This is a genomic window from Rhodococcus sp. JS3073, assembly GCF_026810085.1.
Taxonomy (GTDB): domain Bacteria; phylum Actinomycetota; class Actinomycetes; order Mycobacteriales; family Mycobacteriaceae; genus Rhodococcus_F; species Rhodococcus_F wratislaviensis.
On record NZ_CP113951.1, the window covers coordinates 644,896 to 661,346 of the forward strand.

Annotated in this window: 17 protein-coding genes; 4 read left to right on the plus strand and 13 right to left on the minus strand. The window is 68.5% G+C overall.

Annotated elements, in window-relative coordinates:
- Nucleotides 1–98: 98 nt before the first annotated feature.
- From OYT95_RS03080 to thyX, 5 genes are all read right to left on the minus strand, one after another.
- The gene (locus OYT95_RS03080) at nt 99–2,684 is read right to left on the minus strand and encodes a DNA translocase FtsK (RefSeq protein ID WP_268790834.1); all 2,586 of its coding nucleotides are present in this window, start codon (nt 2,682–2,684) and stop codon (nt 99–101) included.
- A gap of 80 nt (nt 2,685–2,764) precedes the next feature.
- Nucleotides 2,765–3,388, minus strand: a complete 624-nt coding sequence (locus OYT95_RS03085) for a TIGR03085 family metal-binding protein (protein WP_037232540.1) — start codon at nt 3,386–3,388, stop codon at nt 2,765–2,767.
- A gap of 25 nt (nt 3,389–3,413) precedes the next feature.
- Nucleotides 3,414–5,420, minus strand: a complete 2,007-nt coding sequence (locus OYT95_RS03090; protein WP_037232543.1) for a ribonuclease J — start codon at nt 5,418–5,420, stop codon at nt 3,414–3,416.
- Complete coding sequence (gene dapA / locus OYT95_RS03095) at nt 5,417–6,325, minus strand: 4-hydroxy-tetrahydrodipicolinate synthase (RefSeq protein WP_037232546.1); 909 nt, start codon at nt 6,323–6,325, stop codon at nt 5,417–5,419. The genes OYT95_RS03090 and dapA overlap by 4 nt, the downstream gene beginning before the upstream one ends.
- Nucleotides 6,326–6,368: 43 nt before the next feature.
- Complete coding sequence (thyX, locus tag OYT95_RS03100) at nt 6,369–7,121, minus strand: FAD-dependent thymidylate synthase (protein ID WP_037232548.1); 753 nt, start codon at nt 7,119–7,121, stop codon at nt 6,369–6,371.
- 191 nt (nt 7,122–7,312) lie between these two features.
- On the opposite strand from thyX, the gene OYT95_RS03105 reads away from it, so the two are divergent.
- From OYT95_RS03105 to OYT95_RS03115, 3 genes are all read left to right on the plus strand, one after another.
- On the plus strand, nt 7,313–8,125 hold the full coding sequence (locus tag OYT95_RS03105) for a tyrosine-protein phosphatase (protein WP_063748225.1): 813 nt from the start codon (nt 7,313–7,315) through the stop codon (nt 8,123–8,125).
- Nucleotides 8,126–8,152: 27 nt separating this feature from the next.
- Nucleotides 8,153–8,629 (plus strand): toxin-antitoxin system HicB family antitoxin, encoded by a 477-nt coding sequence (locus OYT95_RS03110; RefSeq protein ID WP_037232552.1) that lies wholly within the window; start codon nt 8,153–8,155, stop codon nt 8,627–8,629.
- Between the two features lie 102 nt (nt 8,630–8,731).
- On the plus strand, nt 8,732–9,166 hold the full coding sequence (locus tag OYT95_RS03115; protein ID WP_005240727.1) for an SRPBCC family protein: 435 nt from the start codon (nt 8,732–8,734) through the stop codon (nt 9,164–9,166).
- 4 nt (nt 9,167–9,170) lie between these two features.
- On the opposite strand, the gene OYT95_RS03120 is transcribed toward OYT95_RS03115, so the two are convergent.
- The 5 genes from OYT95_RS03120 to OYT95_RS03140 form a co-directional block, all read right to left on the minus strand.
- Nucleotides 9,171–10,403, minus strand: coding sequence for a winged helix-turn-helix domain-containing protein (locus OYT95_RS03120; protein WP_268790835.1), 1,233 nt, complete (start codon nt 10,401–10,403; stop codon nt 9,171–9,173).
- 45 nt (nt 10,404–10,448) lie between these two features.
- Nucleotides 10,449–10,907 (minus strand): flavodoxin family protein, encoded by a 459-nt coding sequence (locus OYT95_RS03125; protein ID WP_037232556.1) that lies wholly within the window; start codon nt 10,905–10,907, stop codon nt 10,449–10,451.
- A 29-nt stretch (nt 10,908–10,936) separates the two neighbouring features.
- Entirely contained in the window at nt 10,937–11,416 is a 480-nt protein-coding gene (locus tag OYT95_RS03130) for a hypothetical protein (RefSeq protein ID WP_037232557.1), read from the minus strand.
- A complete protein-coding gene (dapB, locus tag OYT95_RS03135) occupies nt 11,413–12,171 on the minus strand; it encodes a 4-hydroxy-tetrahydrodipicolinate reductase (protein ID WP_037232558.1) in 759 nt (252 codons plus the stop codon). Before dapB ends, OYT95_RS03130 begins: the two co-directional genes overlap by 4 nt.
- A 103-nt stretch (nt 12,172–12,274) precedes the next feature.
- Nucleotides 12,275–12,892 (minus strand): TIGR03086 family metal-binding protein, encoded by a 618-nt coding sequence (locus tag OYT95_RS03140; protein ID WP_037232559.1) that lies wholly within the window; start codon nt 12,890–12,892, stop codon nt 12,275–12,277.
- 90 nt (nt 12,893–12,982) lie between these two features.
- Between OYT95_RS03140 and OYT95_RS03145 the strand changes: the two genes are divergently transcribed.
- The gene (locus OYT95_RS03145; RefSeq protein WP_037232560.1) at nt 12,983–13,468 is read left to right on the plus strand and encodes a MarR family winged helix-turn-helix transcriptional regulator; all 486 of its coding nucleotides are present in this window, start codon (nt 12,983–12,985) and stop codon (nt 13,466–13,468) included.
- 21 nt (nt 13,469–13,489) lie between these two features.
- Here OYT95_RS03145 and OYT95_RS03150 read toward each other — a convergent pair whose 3' ends face one another.
- Genes OYT95_RS03150 through OYT95_RS03160 form a run of 3 tightly spaced genes read right to left on the minus strand, consistent with a single transcriptional unit; the run spans nt 13,490 to nt 16,451 of the window.
- Nucleotides 13,490–13,930, minus strand: a complete 441-nt coding sequence (locus OYT95_RS03150) for a YdeI/OmpD-associated family protein (RefSeq protein ID WP_268790836.1) — start codon at nt 13,928–13,930, stop codon at nt 13,490–13,492.
- Between the two features lie 33 nt (nt 13,931–13,963).
- The gene (locus OYT95_RS03155; RefSeq protein ID WP_268790837.1) at nt 13,964–15,070 is read right to left on the minus strand and encodes a zinc-binding dehydrogenase; all 1,107 of its coding nucleotides are present in this window, start codon (nt 15,068–15,070) and stop codon (nt 13,964–13,966) included.
- A gap of 34 nt (nt 15,071–15,104) precedes the next feature.
- Nucleotides 15,105–16,451, minus strand: coding sequence for a M16 family metallopeptidase (locus OYT95_RS03160; protein WP_037232568.1), 1,347 nt, complete (start codon nt 16,449–16,451; stop codon nt 15,105–15,107).

Below are 16,451 nucleotides of genomic sequence, written 5' to 3' on the forward strand. Positions count from 1 at the left end.
ACGATGCTGTCACAGAGGTGGGGATACTCCCCTCCAATTCGGTGACCATTCAACCACACTGCGCGAGAATCGCCCATTTCGGACACGCGCGCCGGGCCCTACTCCTGTTCGGACGGCGCCTCGTTCGGGTCGCCGCCGCGGATCGACCACAGCAGACCGTCCAGTTCCTCGGGCTTGATGAGCACCTCACGGGCTTTCGAGCCCTCGCTGGGGCCCACCACTCCCCTGGTCTCCATCAGGTCCATCAGCCGGCCTGCCTTCGCGAAACCGACACGCAGCTTCCGCTGCAGCATCGACGTGGACCCGAACTGACTGGAGACGACGAGTTCCACCGCCTGCAGCAGCACGTCCATGTCGTCGCCGATGTCGGGATCGACGTCCTTCTTCTCCCCGACCTTGGCGGCGGTGACGCCCTCGGTGTACTCCGGCTCCGCCTGGTTCTTGCTGAAATCGACGACCGCGGAGATCTCTTCATCGGTGATGAACGCGCCTTGCAGGCGTGTCGGCTTGCCTGCGCCCATCGGCAGGAACAGCCCGTCACCCATGCCGATCAACTTCTCGGCGCCTGGCTGGTCCAGGATGACCCGCGAGTCCGTCAGGGACGACGTCGCGAAGGCGAGCCGTGACGGCACGTTGGTCTTGATCAGACCCGTCACGACGTCCACCGACGGCCTCTGTGTAGCCAGCACGAGGTGGATACCGGCGGCGCGCGCCTTCTGGGTGATGCGCACGATCGCGTCCTCGACGTCACGCGGCGCGGTCATCATGAGGTCCGCGAGTTCGTCGACGATGGCGAGGATGTACGGATACGGCCGGTAGACCCGTTCACTGCCGAGTGGCGCGGTGATCTCACCCGACTTCACCTTGGCGTTGAAGTCGTCGATGTGGCGCACCCGGTTGGCCTGCATGTCCTGGTAGCGCTGTTCCATCTCCTCCACGAGCCAGGCCAGCGCGGCTGCGGCCTTCTTCGGCTGGGTGATGATGGGTGTGATGAGGTGCGGAATGCCCTCGTAGGGCGTCAACTCCACCATCTTGGGGTCGATGAGGATCATTCGCACTTCGTCGGGTGTCGCACGGGACAGCAGCGACACCAGCATCGAGTTCACGAAGCTCGACTTACCGGAACCGGTGGAACCGGCGACGAGCAGGTGCGGCATCTTCGCGAGGTTGGCGCTGACGAAGTCGCCCTCGATATCCTTGCCGAGACCGATCACCAGCGGGTGGTGGTCCTTGCGGGTGCTCGGGGCGGTGAGGACGTCGGCGAGGCGCACCATCTCGCGGTCCGAGTTGGGGACCTCGATGCCGACCGCGGACTTACCGGGGATCGGCGCGAGCAGGCGCACGTTGTCGGTGGCGACGGCGTACGCGATGTTGCGGGCGAGTGCGGTGATCTTCTCGACCTTCACGCCCGGTCCGAGTTCCACCTCGTAGCGGGTGACGGTCGGGCCGCGGGTGAATCCGGTGACGGCCGCGTCGATCTTGAACTGCTCGAGGACCTCGGTGATGGCCTCGATCATCGCGTCGTTGGCGGAACTGCGCTTCTTCGGCGGATCGCCCTCGATGAGCAGCGACGTCGGCGGCAGCGTGTAGTCGCCCTCGATCACCCGGTCGGTCACGAACTTGTCGACGTCGGGCAGCGGTTCCGGTTCGGGTTCCGGCTTCGGGGCAGCGACCGGCTTGGCCTTGGCGCGCGCCGGTTTCGGCGCCGGGGCCGGCGACGGCACCGGTTCCGTGGCGGGCTCGGTCTCCCAGAGCCCGAGCACCTCCGTCTTCGCGGTGTCGCTGACGTCGTACTCGTCGGTGGGATAGTTGTCGGCCGGAACACGCCGGGCCCCGGTCTTGAAGTCGTCGACCGGGTAGCCGTCGGCATCGAACAGCGTGGGGTCGTATTCGCCGTCCTCGTAGTACTCGCTGTCGTAGTCGGCGTAGTGGTCGCGGCCGAAGGACGTCCCGAAGTACGACTGCAGCTTGCCGGGCACCTCGCGGACCGTGGTTCCGGTCAGCAGCAGGACACCGAACAGTGTCGCCATCAGCAGCAGCGGCGCGGCGAGCCACACGGTCAGGCCGTCCGTCAGTGGTCCTCCCGCCGCGTACCCGACGAATCCGGCGCCGCGGGTCCTGCCCTCGGCGTCGGTGGGCGACCCGGTCGCGATGTGCCAGAGACCGAGGGCAGGCAGACCGACCAGCAGCGATCCCAGGACCAGCCGCGGCTGGATCTCGGGTTTCGGTTCGGTCCTGATCAGGATCACCGCGACGGCAACGCCGATCAGGGGCAGGACGCCGGATGCGCCACCGAACACGGCGCGGACTCCGGTCTCGATCCACTCGCCTACAGGACCGCCTGCGGAGAACCAGATTCCGCCGGCGACGACGACGCTGATCGCGATCAGCCCGAGCGCGATGCCGTCGCGCCGGTGACCCTGTTCGATCTCGGCTGCCTTGCCGACGGTGCGGGTGGTGGCCCCGACGCCCTTGGCCATGAGTGACCAGCCTGCACCGATTCCCCGGCCCACCGACTTGAGGGGGCCGGATGTAGACGATTTCTTCGAGGTGGACTTACGCGGAGTGCTGACTGTCCGGGTCGTGCGGGACTTGGGCTTGGACGGGGTCGAGCCGCCTCGCACGCCCGTCCTCGCCGTGGACGTCGTCGTGCTCGAACCGCGGGCGCTCGCCTTACCTGCCATGGCTCTCAGATTAGTCGCTACGGCACCTTCCGGACCATCCGCAACACCCGTAACACGGTGAGACCTGCGGCGAAATGCCCTCAGAACCCTCGGTCGAGGGAGGTCACGGCCTCGATGTCGGCGGCCTCACCGTCGGTCTCGATCCGTACCTGGTCCCTGCCGAACGCGTGCAGGGCGAGTTCCGACGGTTCACCGCGCAGAATCACCCGGCCGGCTCCGGCCTTACGGACGGTGGCCTGCTCTCCGGACGGCCGCTCGAGCACCACCGTCACCGGGGAGTGCCGGTAGCCGAGCTTCCCGACCTTCCGTGCGAGACCCCACAACGCGTCCTGGCGCTCGCCGGGCAGGACCCGCGGCTCCCATCCCTCGTGGGCGCGGCGCACGTCCTCGTGGTGGACGAACATCTCCCCCAGGTTCACCTGCGCGTCCACCCAGTACATCGGGGACCACATCGGCGGGCCCGACCGGACCTCGTCCAGCAGGCGGCTCCACGGACGTTTCGCCGTCTCGTTCTGGACGTGCTCCGTGTAGCCGGCGAGCCGACCCACGACGATGCCGGGGGCAGCGTCGAGGCGTCGTTCGCGCACGATCAGGTGGGCGGCCAGGTCCCGGTTGGTCCACGTCCCGCAGAGGGTCGGGGCGTCGGGACCGAATTCGGCCATCGAGTCGACGAGGGCGAGGCGTTCTTCTCGGGCGAAGGTCACCCGACCGAATCTACCTGCCGGAGAACTACTTGCCCTCCGCCGACGGCACCGCGATGACGGTCGGGACGATCATCGGCCGGCGACGGTACTTGTCCGCCACCCATTTGCCGACGACGCGCCGGATCGCCTGGGCGATGCGGTGAGCGTCGTTGATGCCCTCGGTGGCCAGTCGGAGGAGTTCCGCCTCGACCAGCTGAGCCGCATCCTTGAGGGCCGTGGGGTCGTCGGAGAATCCGCGTCCGGACACCTCGGGGGTGCTGACCGCACGACCCGTGTGGTCGTCGATGACGACGTTGATGGCGATGAACCCGCCCTCACCGAGGACCAGCCGGTCCGACAGCGTGGAGTCGCCGACGTCACCGACGGACAGTCCGTCGACGTAGACGTGCCCGACGGGAACCTGCCCGACGATCTCGGCGAGACCGTCGACCATGTCGACCACCACCCCGTCCTCGGCGAGCACGATCCGCTCCTCCGGCACGCCGGTCGCCTTCGCGAGGGCGGCGTTGGCGCGCAGGTGACGCCATTCGCCGTGGACCGGCATGGCATTGGTGGGCCGGACCGCGTTGTACAGGTACAGGAGCTCGCCCGCCGATGCGTGACCGGAGACGTGCACCTTCGCGCTCTGCTGGGTGACGACGGTGGCGCCGCGCTTGGCGAGTCCGTTGACGACGGCGAACACGGAGTTCTCGTTGCCCGGGATCAGCGAGGACGCCAGCACGACGAGGTCGTTGGCCCGGATGTTGATCTGCCGGTGCTCACCGCGGGCCATCCGCGACAACGCCGACAGCGGTTCACCCTGCGAACCGGTGGAGATGAGGACGAGCCGGTCGTCGGGCAGGTTGGCCGCGGTGTCGATGTCGACCACCAGGCCGTCCGGCACGGTCAGGTATCCGAGATCCTGCGCGATCTGCATGTTGCGGACCATCGACCGGCCCACGAACGCGACCCGCCGGTTGTACCGGTGGGCGACGTCGACGACCTGCTGGATGCGGTGCACGTGGCTGGCGAAGGAGGCCACGATCACACGCTGCTTCGCCTTGCCGATGACGTTGTCGAGCACTCCCCCGATCTCACGTTCGGGGGTGACGAAGCCTGGCACCTCGGCGTTGGTGGAGTCGACGAGGAACAGGTCGACGCCCTCGTCGCCGAGCCGCGAGAAGCCGGCGAGGTCGGTGAGCCTGCCGTCGAGCGGGAGCTGGTCGAGCTTGATGTCGCCCGTGTGCAGCACGACGCCGGCGTCGGTCCGGATCGCGACGGCGATGGCGTCGGGGATCGAGTGGTTGACGGCGAAGTACTCGCACTCGAACGGACCGTGATCGGTGCGCTGCCCCTCGACGACCTCGACGAGGTTGGGGCGCTGGCGGTGCTCACGGCACTTGGCCGCGACGAGCGCGAGCGTGAACCGCGAACCGACCACGGGCAGATCCGGCCGCAGGCGCAGCAGGAACGGGATGGCGCCGATGTGGTCCTCGTGACCGTGCGTGAGGACCACGGCCTCGACGTCGTCCATCCGGTCCTCGATGTGCCGGAAGTCCGGGAGGATCAGGTCGACACCCGGCTGCTGGTCTTCCGGGAACAGCACACCGCAGTCGACGATGAGCAGCTTCCCCTGGTGCTCGAAAACGGTCATGTTGCGACCGATCTCGCCGATACCGCCGAGTGCCACCACCCGCAGACCCTTGAACGGAGCCTTCGGCGGGGCGCCGAGCCGGGCCGTCGGATCGACCGACGCCGGCCGCGTGTCCTGACGCTTGTTGCCGCCGCCGCGCCTGCCGGAGCGTGACGACGACTTGTTGGCGGCGCCGCCCTTCGTGGAGGAGGTCTTCACGGGCGCGGACTTGGCCTGCTCCGACTTCGGAGCCGACGGCTGGTCTGCGACTACGGGCGCCGACTTCGACGGCTCGGCGACCGGGGGCGCCGACTTCGACGGCTCGGCGACCGGGGGCGCCGACTTCGTCGGCTCGCTCGCGGTGGGGGAAGGGGGACCGGCCTGACGGCTGGCGCTGCGACGACGAGGCGGTCGGGTCACGCGAGCACCCCCGCAGCGTGCAGATCGGCGGCCAGGAGGTCGAGCTGATCGTGAGTCGGTGCCACCTGCGGCAACCGGGGTTCGCCGACGTCCAGGCCGATCAGGCGCAGACCCGCCTTCGACGCGCTGACGCCGCCGAGACGCGCCACCGAGCGGATGACCGGGATCAGGCTGAGATTGATCGCGCGGGCGCGGGCGATGTCACCGGCCGCGAATGCCGTGTGCAGTTCGCGCAACCGGCCGGGCACGAGGTGCCCGATGACGCTGACGAATCCCGTCGCGCCCACCGACAGCCACGGCAGGTTGAGCGGATCGTCACCCGAGTAGAACTGGAGGTCCGTGGTACCGATCAGCTCGGCGCCCGCGTTGAGGTCACCCTTGGCGTCCTTGACCGCGACGATCCGCGGGTTGTCGGCGAGGCGCCGGATGGTCTCCGTCTCGATGGGGACCACGGAGCGGGGTGGAATGTCGTAGAGCATGACCGGAAGGTCGGTGGCGTTGGCGACGGCGGTGAAATGCGCGAACAGTCCGGCCTGCGGCGGACGCGAGTAGTAGGGGGTGACGACGAGGAGGCCCTGCGCGCCCGCGCGGGCGGCGTCACGGGCGAGTTCGACACTGTGCGCGGTGTCATTGCTGCCCGCGCCGGCGATGATCTTCGCGCGGTTGCCCACCGCGTCGATGACTGCCCGGAGAAGCTCGAGCTTCTCGTTCTCGGTGGTCGTCGGCGACTCACCGGTCGTACCGGCGAGGACAAGGGAGTCGCACCCGTTGTCGACGAGGTACGCCGCGAGGCGGACACCGGCGTCGACGTCCAGCTTTCCGTCCGAGGTGAACGGCGTCACCATCGCTGTGGACACGGTGCCGAACGGACGCTCGACGGGAGAAGCGGAATCACCGTAGGTCATGGTCAGAAGGCTACCCGGTGACCCAGGTACTTTTGCACACCCGTCACGCGTCGGCGGAAAACGTGCTCCGCGCCACCTCCGTGCCGTCGCCCCAGTCCAGTACCTCGAAGTCGCCGAAGACATTCGGCGCGGCCGCCTGCAGCTGCCTCAGGCACTCGACCGCCACACGGCGAATCTCCACGTCGGCGTGCTCGGTGGCCCGCATCGAGACGAAGTGCCGCCACGCCCGGTAATTGCCGGTGACCACGACGCGGGTCTCCGTGGCGTTGGGCAGGACTGCCCTCGCCGCCTGCCTCGCCTGCTTGTTGCGCAGCGGCACGCTGGAGGTGTCCGCCAGTTTCGTTTCGAGGGCCTCGAGGAGTTCGCCGTATGCCGCCCGGCTCGCGTCGGTGGCCTTCGCGAACAACTCCTCGAGTTCCGGGTCGCCGGCGATCGCGGGCGGGACGACGACATTGCCGTCGTTCTCGCGCACGAAGCGCTGCGACAGCTGCGAGTAGGAGAAGTGGCGGTGCCGGATCAACTCGTGGGTGCAGGACCGGGAGATGCCGGTGATGTAGAAGCTGACGGTGCCGTGTTCGAGGACCGACTCGTGCCCGACCTCGAGCAGATGGCGCAGATATCCGGCGTTGGTTGCGGTGCGGGGGTTGGGTTTGGACCAGCTCTGGTAGCACGCCCGGCCCGCGAACTCCGCCAGCGCTTCGCCGCCGTCGGCGTCGGTCTCCCACGGAATGTCAGCCGGCGGAAAGAACTCCGTCTTCGCGACGAGTTGCACCCTGAGCGGCACGGTCTGCGGCACTGCGCTGTTCCTCCTACCGAACTCCCTGGTCGGAAGTCCTCCTGAATGCATCGACCCTAGTCGCAGCGTTGATCGGGGTCTCGGTGTGCCCCGCCCCGGCAACGGCCCGGTTCCCGTGTGGTCACCCGCGCGTGTCACTCTTCGTCTCGCCCACTTTCCGTGGTGCCGCAGATTCGCGAGGGAGACTTCCTGTGCAGTACCGGACCGGCCGCGCACGCCGCGCCGTCGTGATCGCAGTTCTCGGGACCGCCGTTCTCGGGGCCGCTCCCCCGGCGTTCGCCGGGCCGCCCGCGACGGGACCGTCGGTTGCCGAGAGTCCGGCGCAGTCCGGGGCCGTGCAGCGCTCGCTCGGGCTCGAGGGTGCCCGAAATGCTCGTGACATCGGTGGATACCCGACGGCCGACGGCGCCGTCGTCCGTTCCGGTCTGGTGTTCCGCACGGACGCGCTGGACAGGCTCACCCCAAGTGACCTCGCGCGGCTCGAATCCTCGAACGTGACGGTCGTCGACGACCTCCGCACGACGTACGAGCGGGCGCTCGCGCCGGACCGGCTTCCGGCCGGCGCAGCCGGGAACTGGTACGACGTGCTCGGGCAGTCGCCGATCGCCGCTCTGGTCGACATGCCCGCCGCCTACCGCGCCTTCGTGACGGGTCCGGGGGCGAACGAGGCGTTCTCTGCGGTTCTCCACGACATCGCGGCGTCCGACGGCGCCGTGATCTACCACTGCAGCGCAGGCAAGGACCGCACCGGATGGGCGACGGCCGTGCTGCTCACCATCCTGGGGGTCCCGCGGGACACGGTCACCGCGGACTACCTGCTCAGCAACACCTACCGCGGGGCCGACCCGGAACATCCCGGACTGGACGGCGTCGACCAGGCGTGGCTCGACATCGCGTTCGACACGGCCGTCGCCACGTACGGCAGCTTCGACGCCTACGTGTCGGAGGGGCTGAAGTTGTCCGAGGGCGACATCACCGAGCTGAAGTCACGACTGCTTGACTGACGTCACTTATGACGCCATGCTGGCGTCATGGACCTCGGCATCTACGTCTCCCGGCTGCGAGACGACCTGAACGCAGCAGCAGCACTCGGCGACGAGCAGACGCGTGCGACCGCGGCGGCGCTCGCTGCCGCGGTCGAACCCGCAGCCCGGCTGCTCCTCCTCTCGGCGCTCACTGATTTCGCGGGTGAAGTGTCGTCCGAACTGGGCAATCGCACTGTCGGTGTGCGACTGGACGGCAGCGAGGTGGCGGTCGACGTGCATCGCACACCCACTGCGCCGGGGCCGGAGGGGGAAGGGACGACGGCGGCCGAGGACATCGGTGCCGCCTTCGATGACGTCACCGGTGACATCAGCCGCGTCACTCTGCGTCTGATGGATCAGATCAAGTCGAAGGCCGAGGAGGCCGCCTCCCAGAACGGGGTGTCGCTCAATTCCTGGGTGTCGCAGGCGGTCCAGGGCGCGCTCAAGGACCAGATGCGCCGCAGCGGGAGAGACAATTTCTGAGCACCGGCGCACTCACTCCACGCGCCCGTCGGCGGCGGTGATGTAATTACGTCGCATCAGCCACACGGTGAGAGTCGCCACGGGCTCGAAGGAGCGAAGAACATGGCCGTTTCCGGCGTCAAGGAATTCGAGATCAAGGCCGATCCGGCCACGGTGATGGCCGCGATCGCTGCGGTGGATCGCCTGCCCGAGTGGTCCTCGGCCCACAAGTCGGTCACCATCGAGAGCACACACGACGACGGCCGCCCTCATCGAGTCCGGATGAGCGTCTCCATCCTCGGGATCAGCGACGAGCAGGTCGTCGACTACACCTTCGAGGGCGACGACACCGTGTCGTGGCACCTCGTCGAGAGCGGCCAGCAGAACGCCCAGGACGGCTCGTACGTCCTCACCGAGTCCGGCGCAGGCACCAAGGTCACCTTCGAGTTGACGGTCGATCCGAAGATCCCGCTGCCCGGGTTCCTCGTGAAGAAGGCACAGAAGACGGCACTCGAGACCGCGAGCAAGGGCCTGACGAAGTTCGTCGAGAGCCTGTAATTCCTCACTCTCCTCGCGGCCGCGCCGCCGCGGCCGCGAGGAGGGCACCGAGGTTGCCGCGATCGTCCACCCGGATGTCGTCCAGACCCAACCACGTTGCCATTCTTCGCAGTTCCGGGAGCAGCGCCTCCACCACGCGCCCCGGATTCCGGTCGGGTTCCACGAACGCGGATCGCACCTCGAGCGTTCCCGACGCGCGGTCGGCCTTGAGATCGACCCTTGCGACCAGTTCACCGTTCAGCAGGAACGGAAAGACGTAGTAGCCGTGGACACGTTTGTGCGCGGGGGTATAGATCTCGAGTCGGTACCGGAAGTCGAATATCCGCTCGGTCCGGGGACGGCAAAAGACCAGCGGATCGAACGGGCACAACAGCGCCGCCCCCTCCACCTTTCGGGGAATCCGGACGTCGCGGTGCACGAATGCCGGCGCATCCCAGCCGCGGACCCCGACCCGTTCGAGCACCCCGTCCTCGACGAGTTCCTCGATGGCCGAGGCGGTCTGCCCCGGCGACAGTCGATAGTAGTCCCGCAGATCGGGTTCGGTAGCCACACCGAGGGCCCGCGCGGACCGCTGCACGAGCCCACGGACGGCGTCCTCCTCCGAGATTTCCTCGGCGAGTATCGCTTTCGGCAGCACACGTTCACTCATGTCGTAGTGACGGGTGAAGGCGACCCGTTTGTCCACCGCCAACGCGCCGGACGCGAATAATTGCTCGCACACCACTTTGGTGTCGCTGCGATCCCACCACGGCCCCTTGCGGTCCGGACGGTCGACCTCGAGGTGTTTCTCCACGTCGCTCGCGCTGCACGCACCGACGGCGCCGATCACGTCGAGCACGTCGGCGGCGAGCGTGGGATTGCGGTCGAGTACGCGGGATTCGCCGGACCAGCGACCGTGCCGGTACCGGTGCATCCGCCAGCGCATCAGCGGCCAGTCCTCGACGGGGATGAACGCGGCCTCGTGCGCCCAGTACTCCGCCAGCATCCGGGGTGCGCGGGCGGAATGCGACCACGCCGCCGAATCGACCAGCCTCCGGTCGTAGACACCGAGACGGCTGAACAGCGGGACGTAGTGGGCACGCACAGCCACCGACACCGAGTCGATCTGGAACAGCCGCACCCGGTCGAGGACCGAGCGGACGTGCCTGCGCGTCGGCGCCCCGGCCGGTTTCCTGTCGGCGAACCCCTGCGCCCAGAGCGCCGATCTCCGGGCCGCGGCAGCGGTCATCTCACGCATGACCGCAGCCTGCCATCAACCACCGACACGGTCCCGGCCGCGACGTCACGCATCCTCGGCCAGCGTGACCGCGACCGTCGCACCGAGTTCGTAACACCGCTCCCGCGCACTCGCGTCGAGCGATCCGGTCAGTTCCAGGATCTCCGCCACCTGGGTGAGTGCCAACCCGGTCACGATCTTCTGCACCGACTTCACGGCGCCGGCGGTGTCGTTGTTGCCGTGCACCCAGAGTCCGTAGGGACGTCCGGCGACCGCGTCGAGGCACGGGTAGTAGACGGTGTCGAAGAAATGCTTCAGCGCACCGGACATGTAGCCGAAGTTGGCGGACGTCCCGAACAGGAACCCGTCGGCTGCCAGGACGTCGGGCACGGTCGCGCCGAGAGCGGGGATCGACTTCACCTCGACGCCGTCGATGTCGGGATCGCGCGCGCCTTTCAGCACGGCTTCGAGGCACTCACGGGTCACCGGTGACGGTGTGTGGTGGACGACGAGTAGTGACTTCACAGTCGTCAGCGTACGACCGGGTCCGTCACCTACCGGCCGGGCTCGCCTTCCCGTTCGACGCGTTCGAGTTCCACGGCCCGTTTCATCGTCTCCCGGGCCCTGCCGCGGTCGCCGGCGTAGTCGTAGGCGCGGGCGAGGCGGTACGAGTTCCGCCAGTTGTCCGGATCTGTTTCCCACTCGGACTTGATCTGCTGGAAGAGTGCGTCGGCGGCGTCCCGGTCGATGCGGCCCGAGGGTCGCTTCGGCAGATCGCTGACGTCCAGTTCGAGTCCCTCGTCGGCGATCCGGCGGGACAGGTGCTGATGCTGGAATCCGGCACGCAGCGTGGCGTAGACGATCCAGGCGCCCAGGAACGGCAGGATCAGGACGCCGACACCCAGGCCGATCGCGGCTGCTCCGCCGTCCTGGATCAACTCGATCCCGCGCCGGCCGAGAAGGACGAAGTAGAACGCCAGCGCCGCGACCAGGAGTCCGATCGTGACGACGGTCTTGGTCGAGCCGTCCTTCACAGGTCGAGAAGGGGGTCGATACCGACGGTCAGGCCGGGACGGGAGCCGATCTCCCGCACCCCGAGCAGGACGCCGGGGGCGAAGGAATTGCGATCGATCGAATCGTGCCGGATGGTCAGTGTCTCGCCCTGCGTGCCGAGGATGACCTCCTGATGGGCGACGAGACCTGCCAGCCGCACGGAATGAACCCGCACGCCGTCCACGTCGGCGCCGCGCGCACCGTCCAGTTCGGTGGTCGTTGCGTCGGGGCTCGGTCCCACGCCTGCCTTGCGGCGCGCCTCCGAGATGAGGGCGGCGGTCCGGTAGGCGGTGCCGGACGGCGCGTCCGCCTTGTTGGGGTGGTGCAACTCGATGACCTCGACGGAATCGAAGAATCGTGCCGCCGCCTCGGCGAAGCGCATGGAGAGAACGGCACCGATCGCGAAGTTCGGGGCGATCAGGACACCGACCTCGGGCCGCTCCGACACCCACGACCGCACGGTGTCGAGCCGGGCGTCGTCGAACCCCGTGGTGCCCACGACCGCATGAATACCGTTGGACACGAGGAACTTCAGGTTGTCCATCACCACGTCGGGGTGGGTGAAGTCGACGACGACCTGCGTGCCGGTCTCGACGAACGTCTCCAGCCTGTCGCCGTGATCGACCTCTGCGACGAGTTCGAGGTCCGGTGCCTGCTCCACCGCCTCGCAGATCGCTCGGCCGACCTTGCCCTTGGCCCCGAGAACCCCGACCCTGATGGGTGTTGCTGCGCTCACTTCTCCACGCTCCGTCCAGTCACAACGATTCGCCCGAAAGCCTACGCAATCGCCGGGTGCGGACCGTTGCGCAGGGGCGGGGCAGGAGACCTGTGTCTCGTCGTCAGACGCGGCCGGCCTCGTACTCGGGGTGCCAGTGCGGTGATCGGCCGAGCAGCGACAGCGCCACGTCGAAATCAGCGGAGTCTGGGCCGGTCGGCAGGCCGGGCGCGAACGCGGCCCCCTCGCGCATCCGGTCCGCCCCGTCCGGTACGAGACGTGCGATGGGGAGAACCGCGGCCACCATGCCGGATTCGGGTGCGAAGTCGAGCCCGAGTGACCGGGCGACGTCCCACGAATGGACGACGTAGTCGAGGAAGTGGAACCCGACGGCCGTGGCTGCGGGGAACGGGAACTCGGTGCTGATCTCCGGCAACCAGAACTGCCGCTTCCCGACGCCGTCCCTGGCGAAGGCCTCGATGACGGTGCCGGCCGCCGAGCGGTACGCGGCAACGGGATCCGCCGACGCGTGCGGCCGCCAGTTCGACAGGTCGGGACCGCCGCCCGCGGCCGCCGCGGCGAATCCCCGGTGCTGCACGGTCATGTGGGCCAGCAGTTCCCCGAGAGTCCACTCCGAACACGGTGTCGCGCGCTGCAGATCGTCGCGCGTCACCTGCGACACGAACTCCGCACTCGATTGCACGGCGCGGCGATCCCAGCGCCGGACCTCGTCCACATCCATTGTCGGCACCTCGTCACTCGACTCAAATTGATATGCGTTCGCTTATCATCTACCTATGTAGATGATCGGTCAAGGTGTATTTTCTGCGATATGCCCAGCCTCGACCCGACGAACGGACAGCACCAACGCACCCGCCCCGACCTCGCGGCGATGACGACCGCCCTGAACCGTTCGCTGGTGGCGGCTGAACTCCCCGTGCTCGCGGAGCACGGGCTGACCATGTGGGGATACGTCGTGCTCCTGGCACTCGACGAGCATCCGCTGCGCACCCAGGCCGCGCTCGCGGAGGCGATCGGCGCCGACAAGACCCGGATCATCGGCGTGCTCGACGAACTGCAGGACCGTGGCCTGATCGACCGGCAGCGCGATCCCGCGGACCGCCGGGCGCGCCTGCTGTCGCTGACTCCTGCCGGGCACGACGTGCGCGATTCGGCGCAGGCGGCGATCCGGCGGGGCGAGGAGCGGCTCTTGGCCAGGTTGCCGGAGCGCGACCGCGAGAGTTTCCTGGCCGGTCTGATTGCGCTGTCGGCGCTGCCGGTCGAGGATGTCACCGGGCGACCGGGCGACTCCCCCTGACGGAATCCGCGCCGGTTCGCCTCAGCCCTGCCGGAGCGCGTCCACGGCCTTGACGATCCGGCGCTGCCGGGTCTCGTCCGTCTTGGCGCCCTCGATCGAGAGCACGTGCCGCCGCTGATTGCTGTACGACAGTGCATCGAACGCCGTCCTCGCGTCCGGCTCCCGCTCGAGCGCCGCGGCGAAGTCGGGCGGAACCGTGACGACCCTGGGTTCGGTGTCGAGTTCGACGTCGACGTCCACCTCGTCGCCTGCCGCGACCCCCGCACCTGCCCTGTTCTCGGCGCTGAGCGGAATCATGAACACGCCACCCATCGGCGCGACCGTGGTGCGGTAGGTGTGACCGCCGATCGTGACCCGGACCGCGGGGCGCTTACCCGACCCCAGTTCCGCGACGACGTCCTCGGGGATCCGGAAACCGGTCGCGGTCTTGCCGCCCAACTCGATGGTGGTGCGAAACCTCATGGGCAGAATTCTGCCCGCGACCGGCCCGCCGGGTCAGTCGAACACGATGATCTGCCGGATCGCCTTGCCGTCGGCGAGTTCGTCCATGCCGCGGTTGATGTCGTTCAGCGTGATGCGAGAGGAGATGAGTTTCTCCACGGGTAGCTTCCCGGCGCGCCAGAGGTCCTCGTAGATCGGGATGTCCCGGGACGGCACCGCCGACCCGAGGTAGCTGCCGATGATGGTGCGGGCCTCGGCCACCAGGGTGAGCGGCGAGATCGACGACAGCGCGTCGGGGGACGGCAAGCCGACGGTGATCGTCCTGCCACCGGGAGCGGTCGCGCGAACAGCCGATTCGAACGCGCGCGCGTTTCCGGCGGCTTCGATGACGATGGGCGCCCGGACACCGGCCTCCTCGAGCTCCGCAGGGGTGTAGACAGCCGTCGCGCCGAGTTCGCGGGCGGTCTGCAGCTTCTCGGGAACGGCGTCGACGCCGATGACCTCGCCGACTCCCAGGGAGACCGCTGTCAGGATCGCGGCCATCCCCACCCCGCCGAGTCCGACGACCATCACAGCCTGGCCGGGTTGCGGATCGCCCGCGTTGAGGACGGCGCCGCCGCCGGTGAGGACGGCGCATCCGAGTACGGCCGCTACCTCGGCGGGGACGTCGTCGCCGACGGGAACGACCGAGCGGCGGTTGACGACTGCGTGCGTCGCGAATCCGGACACCCCGAGGTGGTGGTGGACGGTGTCGCCGCCGCGGTGCAGTCGCGCTCCCCCGTCGAGCAGGGTTCCGTCGTTGTTGGCACCGGTGCCGGGCACGCACGGCATCCGGCCGTCGGTGGCGCAGCCCTCGCACTCCCCGCAGCGTGGGAGGAACGTCATGACGACGCGCTGTCCGACCGCGACATCGTCGACTCCGGCGCCGAGTTGGGTGATCAGCCCCGCGGCCTCGTGCCCGAGCAACATCGGGACCGGGCGCACCCGGTTGCCGTCGACGACGGACAGGTCGGAGTGGCACAGTCCCGCGGCCTCGATCCTGACGAGGATCTCGCCCTCGCCGGGCTCGTCGAGGTCGAGTTCGGAGATCGAGATCGGTGCCGACTCGGCGAACGGGCGCGTTCTCCCGATCTCCTCGAGTACCGCTCCACGGATCTTCATCTCGGGCTTCTCCTCTTGTTTCGGCGAATCCTCGTTACCGCACGATGCCGCGCACCGAGGCCGGCAGGTCACGCTTGCGACGATACGGTCCGACGACGGCGGCTCCGAACGGGCGCTGCAGCAGGACTCGCGCGACGTCGCGCACCTCGTCGGTGGTGACCGCGTCGATCTTGCTCAAGGTTTCGCTGATGCTGCGGTGATTGCCGTAGTTGAGTTCGCTGCGACCGATGCGGTGCATCCGGGAGCCCGAATCCTCCAGTCCCAGAACCAGTCCGCCGCGCAGCGATCCCTTGGCGCGGGCGCACTCGGCGTCGGTGATGCCCTCGGTGGCGACGTTCGACAGCACCTCCCGGATCACCGTGGTGACCTCGCCGAGGTTCTCGGGCTGGCATCCGGCGTAGATCGAGAACGCGCCGGTGTCGGAGAACGTGTCGATGCCCGAGTACACGGAATACGCGAGGCCCCGGATCTCCCGCACTTCCTGGAAGAGCCGGGAACTGAGTCCGCCACCGACCGCGGCGTTGAGCACCGACAGCGCCCAGCGGTGCGACTCGTGGCGCCCGAACGCGCGCACCCCGAGGGAGAGGTGCACCTGTTCGCTGTCCCTGTTGGTCAGGCTGAGTGTCGGCTCCGTCCGCAGGCGCAGCGTCCCTGCGCGTCGGGGGGCGGGCTCGGACGCCGATTCGAGATGCCCGGCGAACGCGCGCCGGACCAGCTCGACCGTCGGTTCGTGCTCCACGTTGCCGGCGACGGCCACCACCATGCGCGGCGGCGTGTAGCGCCGCACGTGGAAGGAGTGGAGTTGGGTACGGGTCATCGATTCGATGGATTCGACGCTGCCGATGACGGGCCTGCCGACGGGATGGTCGCCGTAGAGCGCGGTCAGGAACGCGTCGCCGAGGAGGTCTTCCGGGTCGTCGTCGCGCATCGAGATCTCTTCGAGGACCACCTGGCGTTCCACGTCGACGTCGGCGGACCGGCAGCGGCCCCGCAGCACGACGTCACTGACGAGGTCGATGGCGAGGGGCAGGTCGTCGTCGAGCACGTGCGCGTAGAAACAGGTGTGTTCCTTGGACGTGAACGCGTTGAGCTCGCCGCCGACGCCGTCCATCACCTGCGCGATGTCGAGGGCGCTGCGCGACGGCGTGGCCTTGAACAGGAGATGCTCGAGGAAGTGCGCGGCCCCGGCGACGGTGGGCTGTTCGTCGCGTGATCCGACACCCACCCAGACGCCCACGGACGCGGAGCGGACACCGGGAACGTATTCGGTGACCACCCGGAGCCCGCCGGGAAGCACGGTGCGCCGGACGCCGGCATCCGGCTCGTGGAGGGTCGGCGCTTGGGTCAGTGCGGCAGTGCGGCTGCGATCGATCTTGGCCAT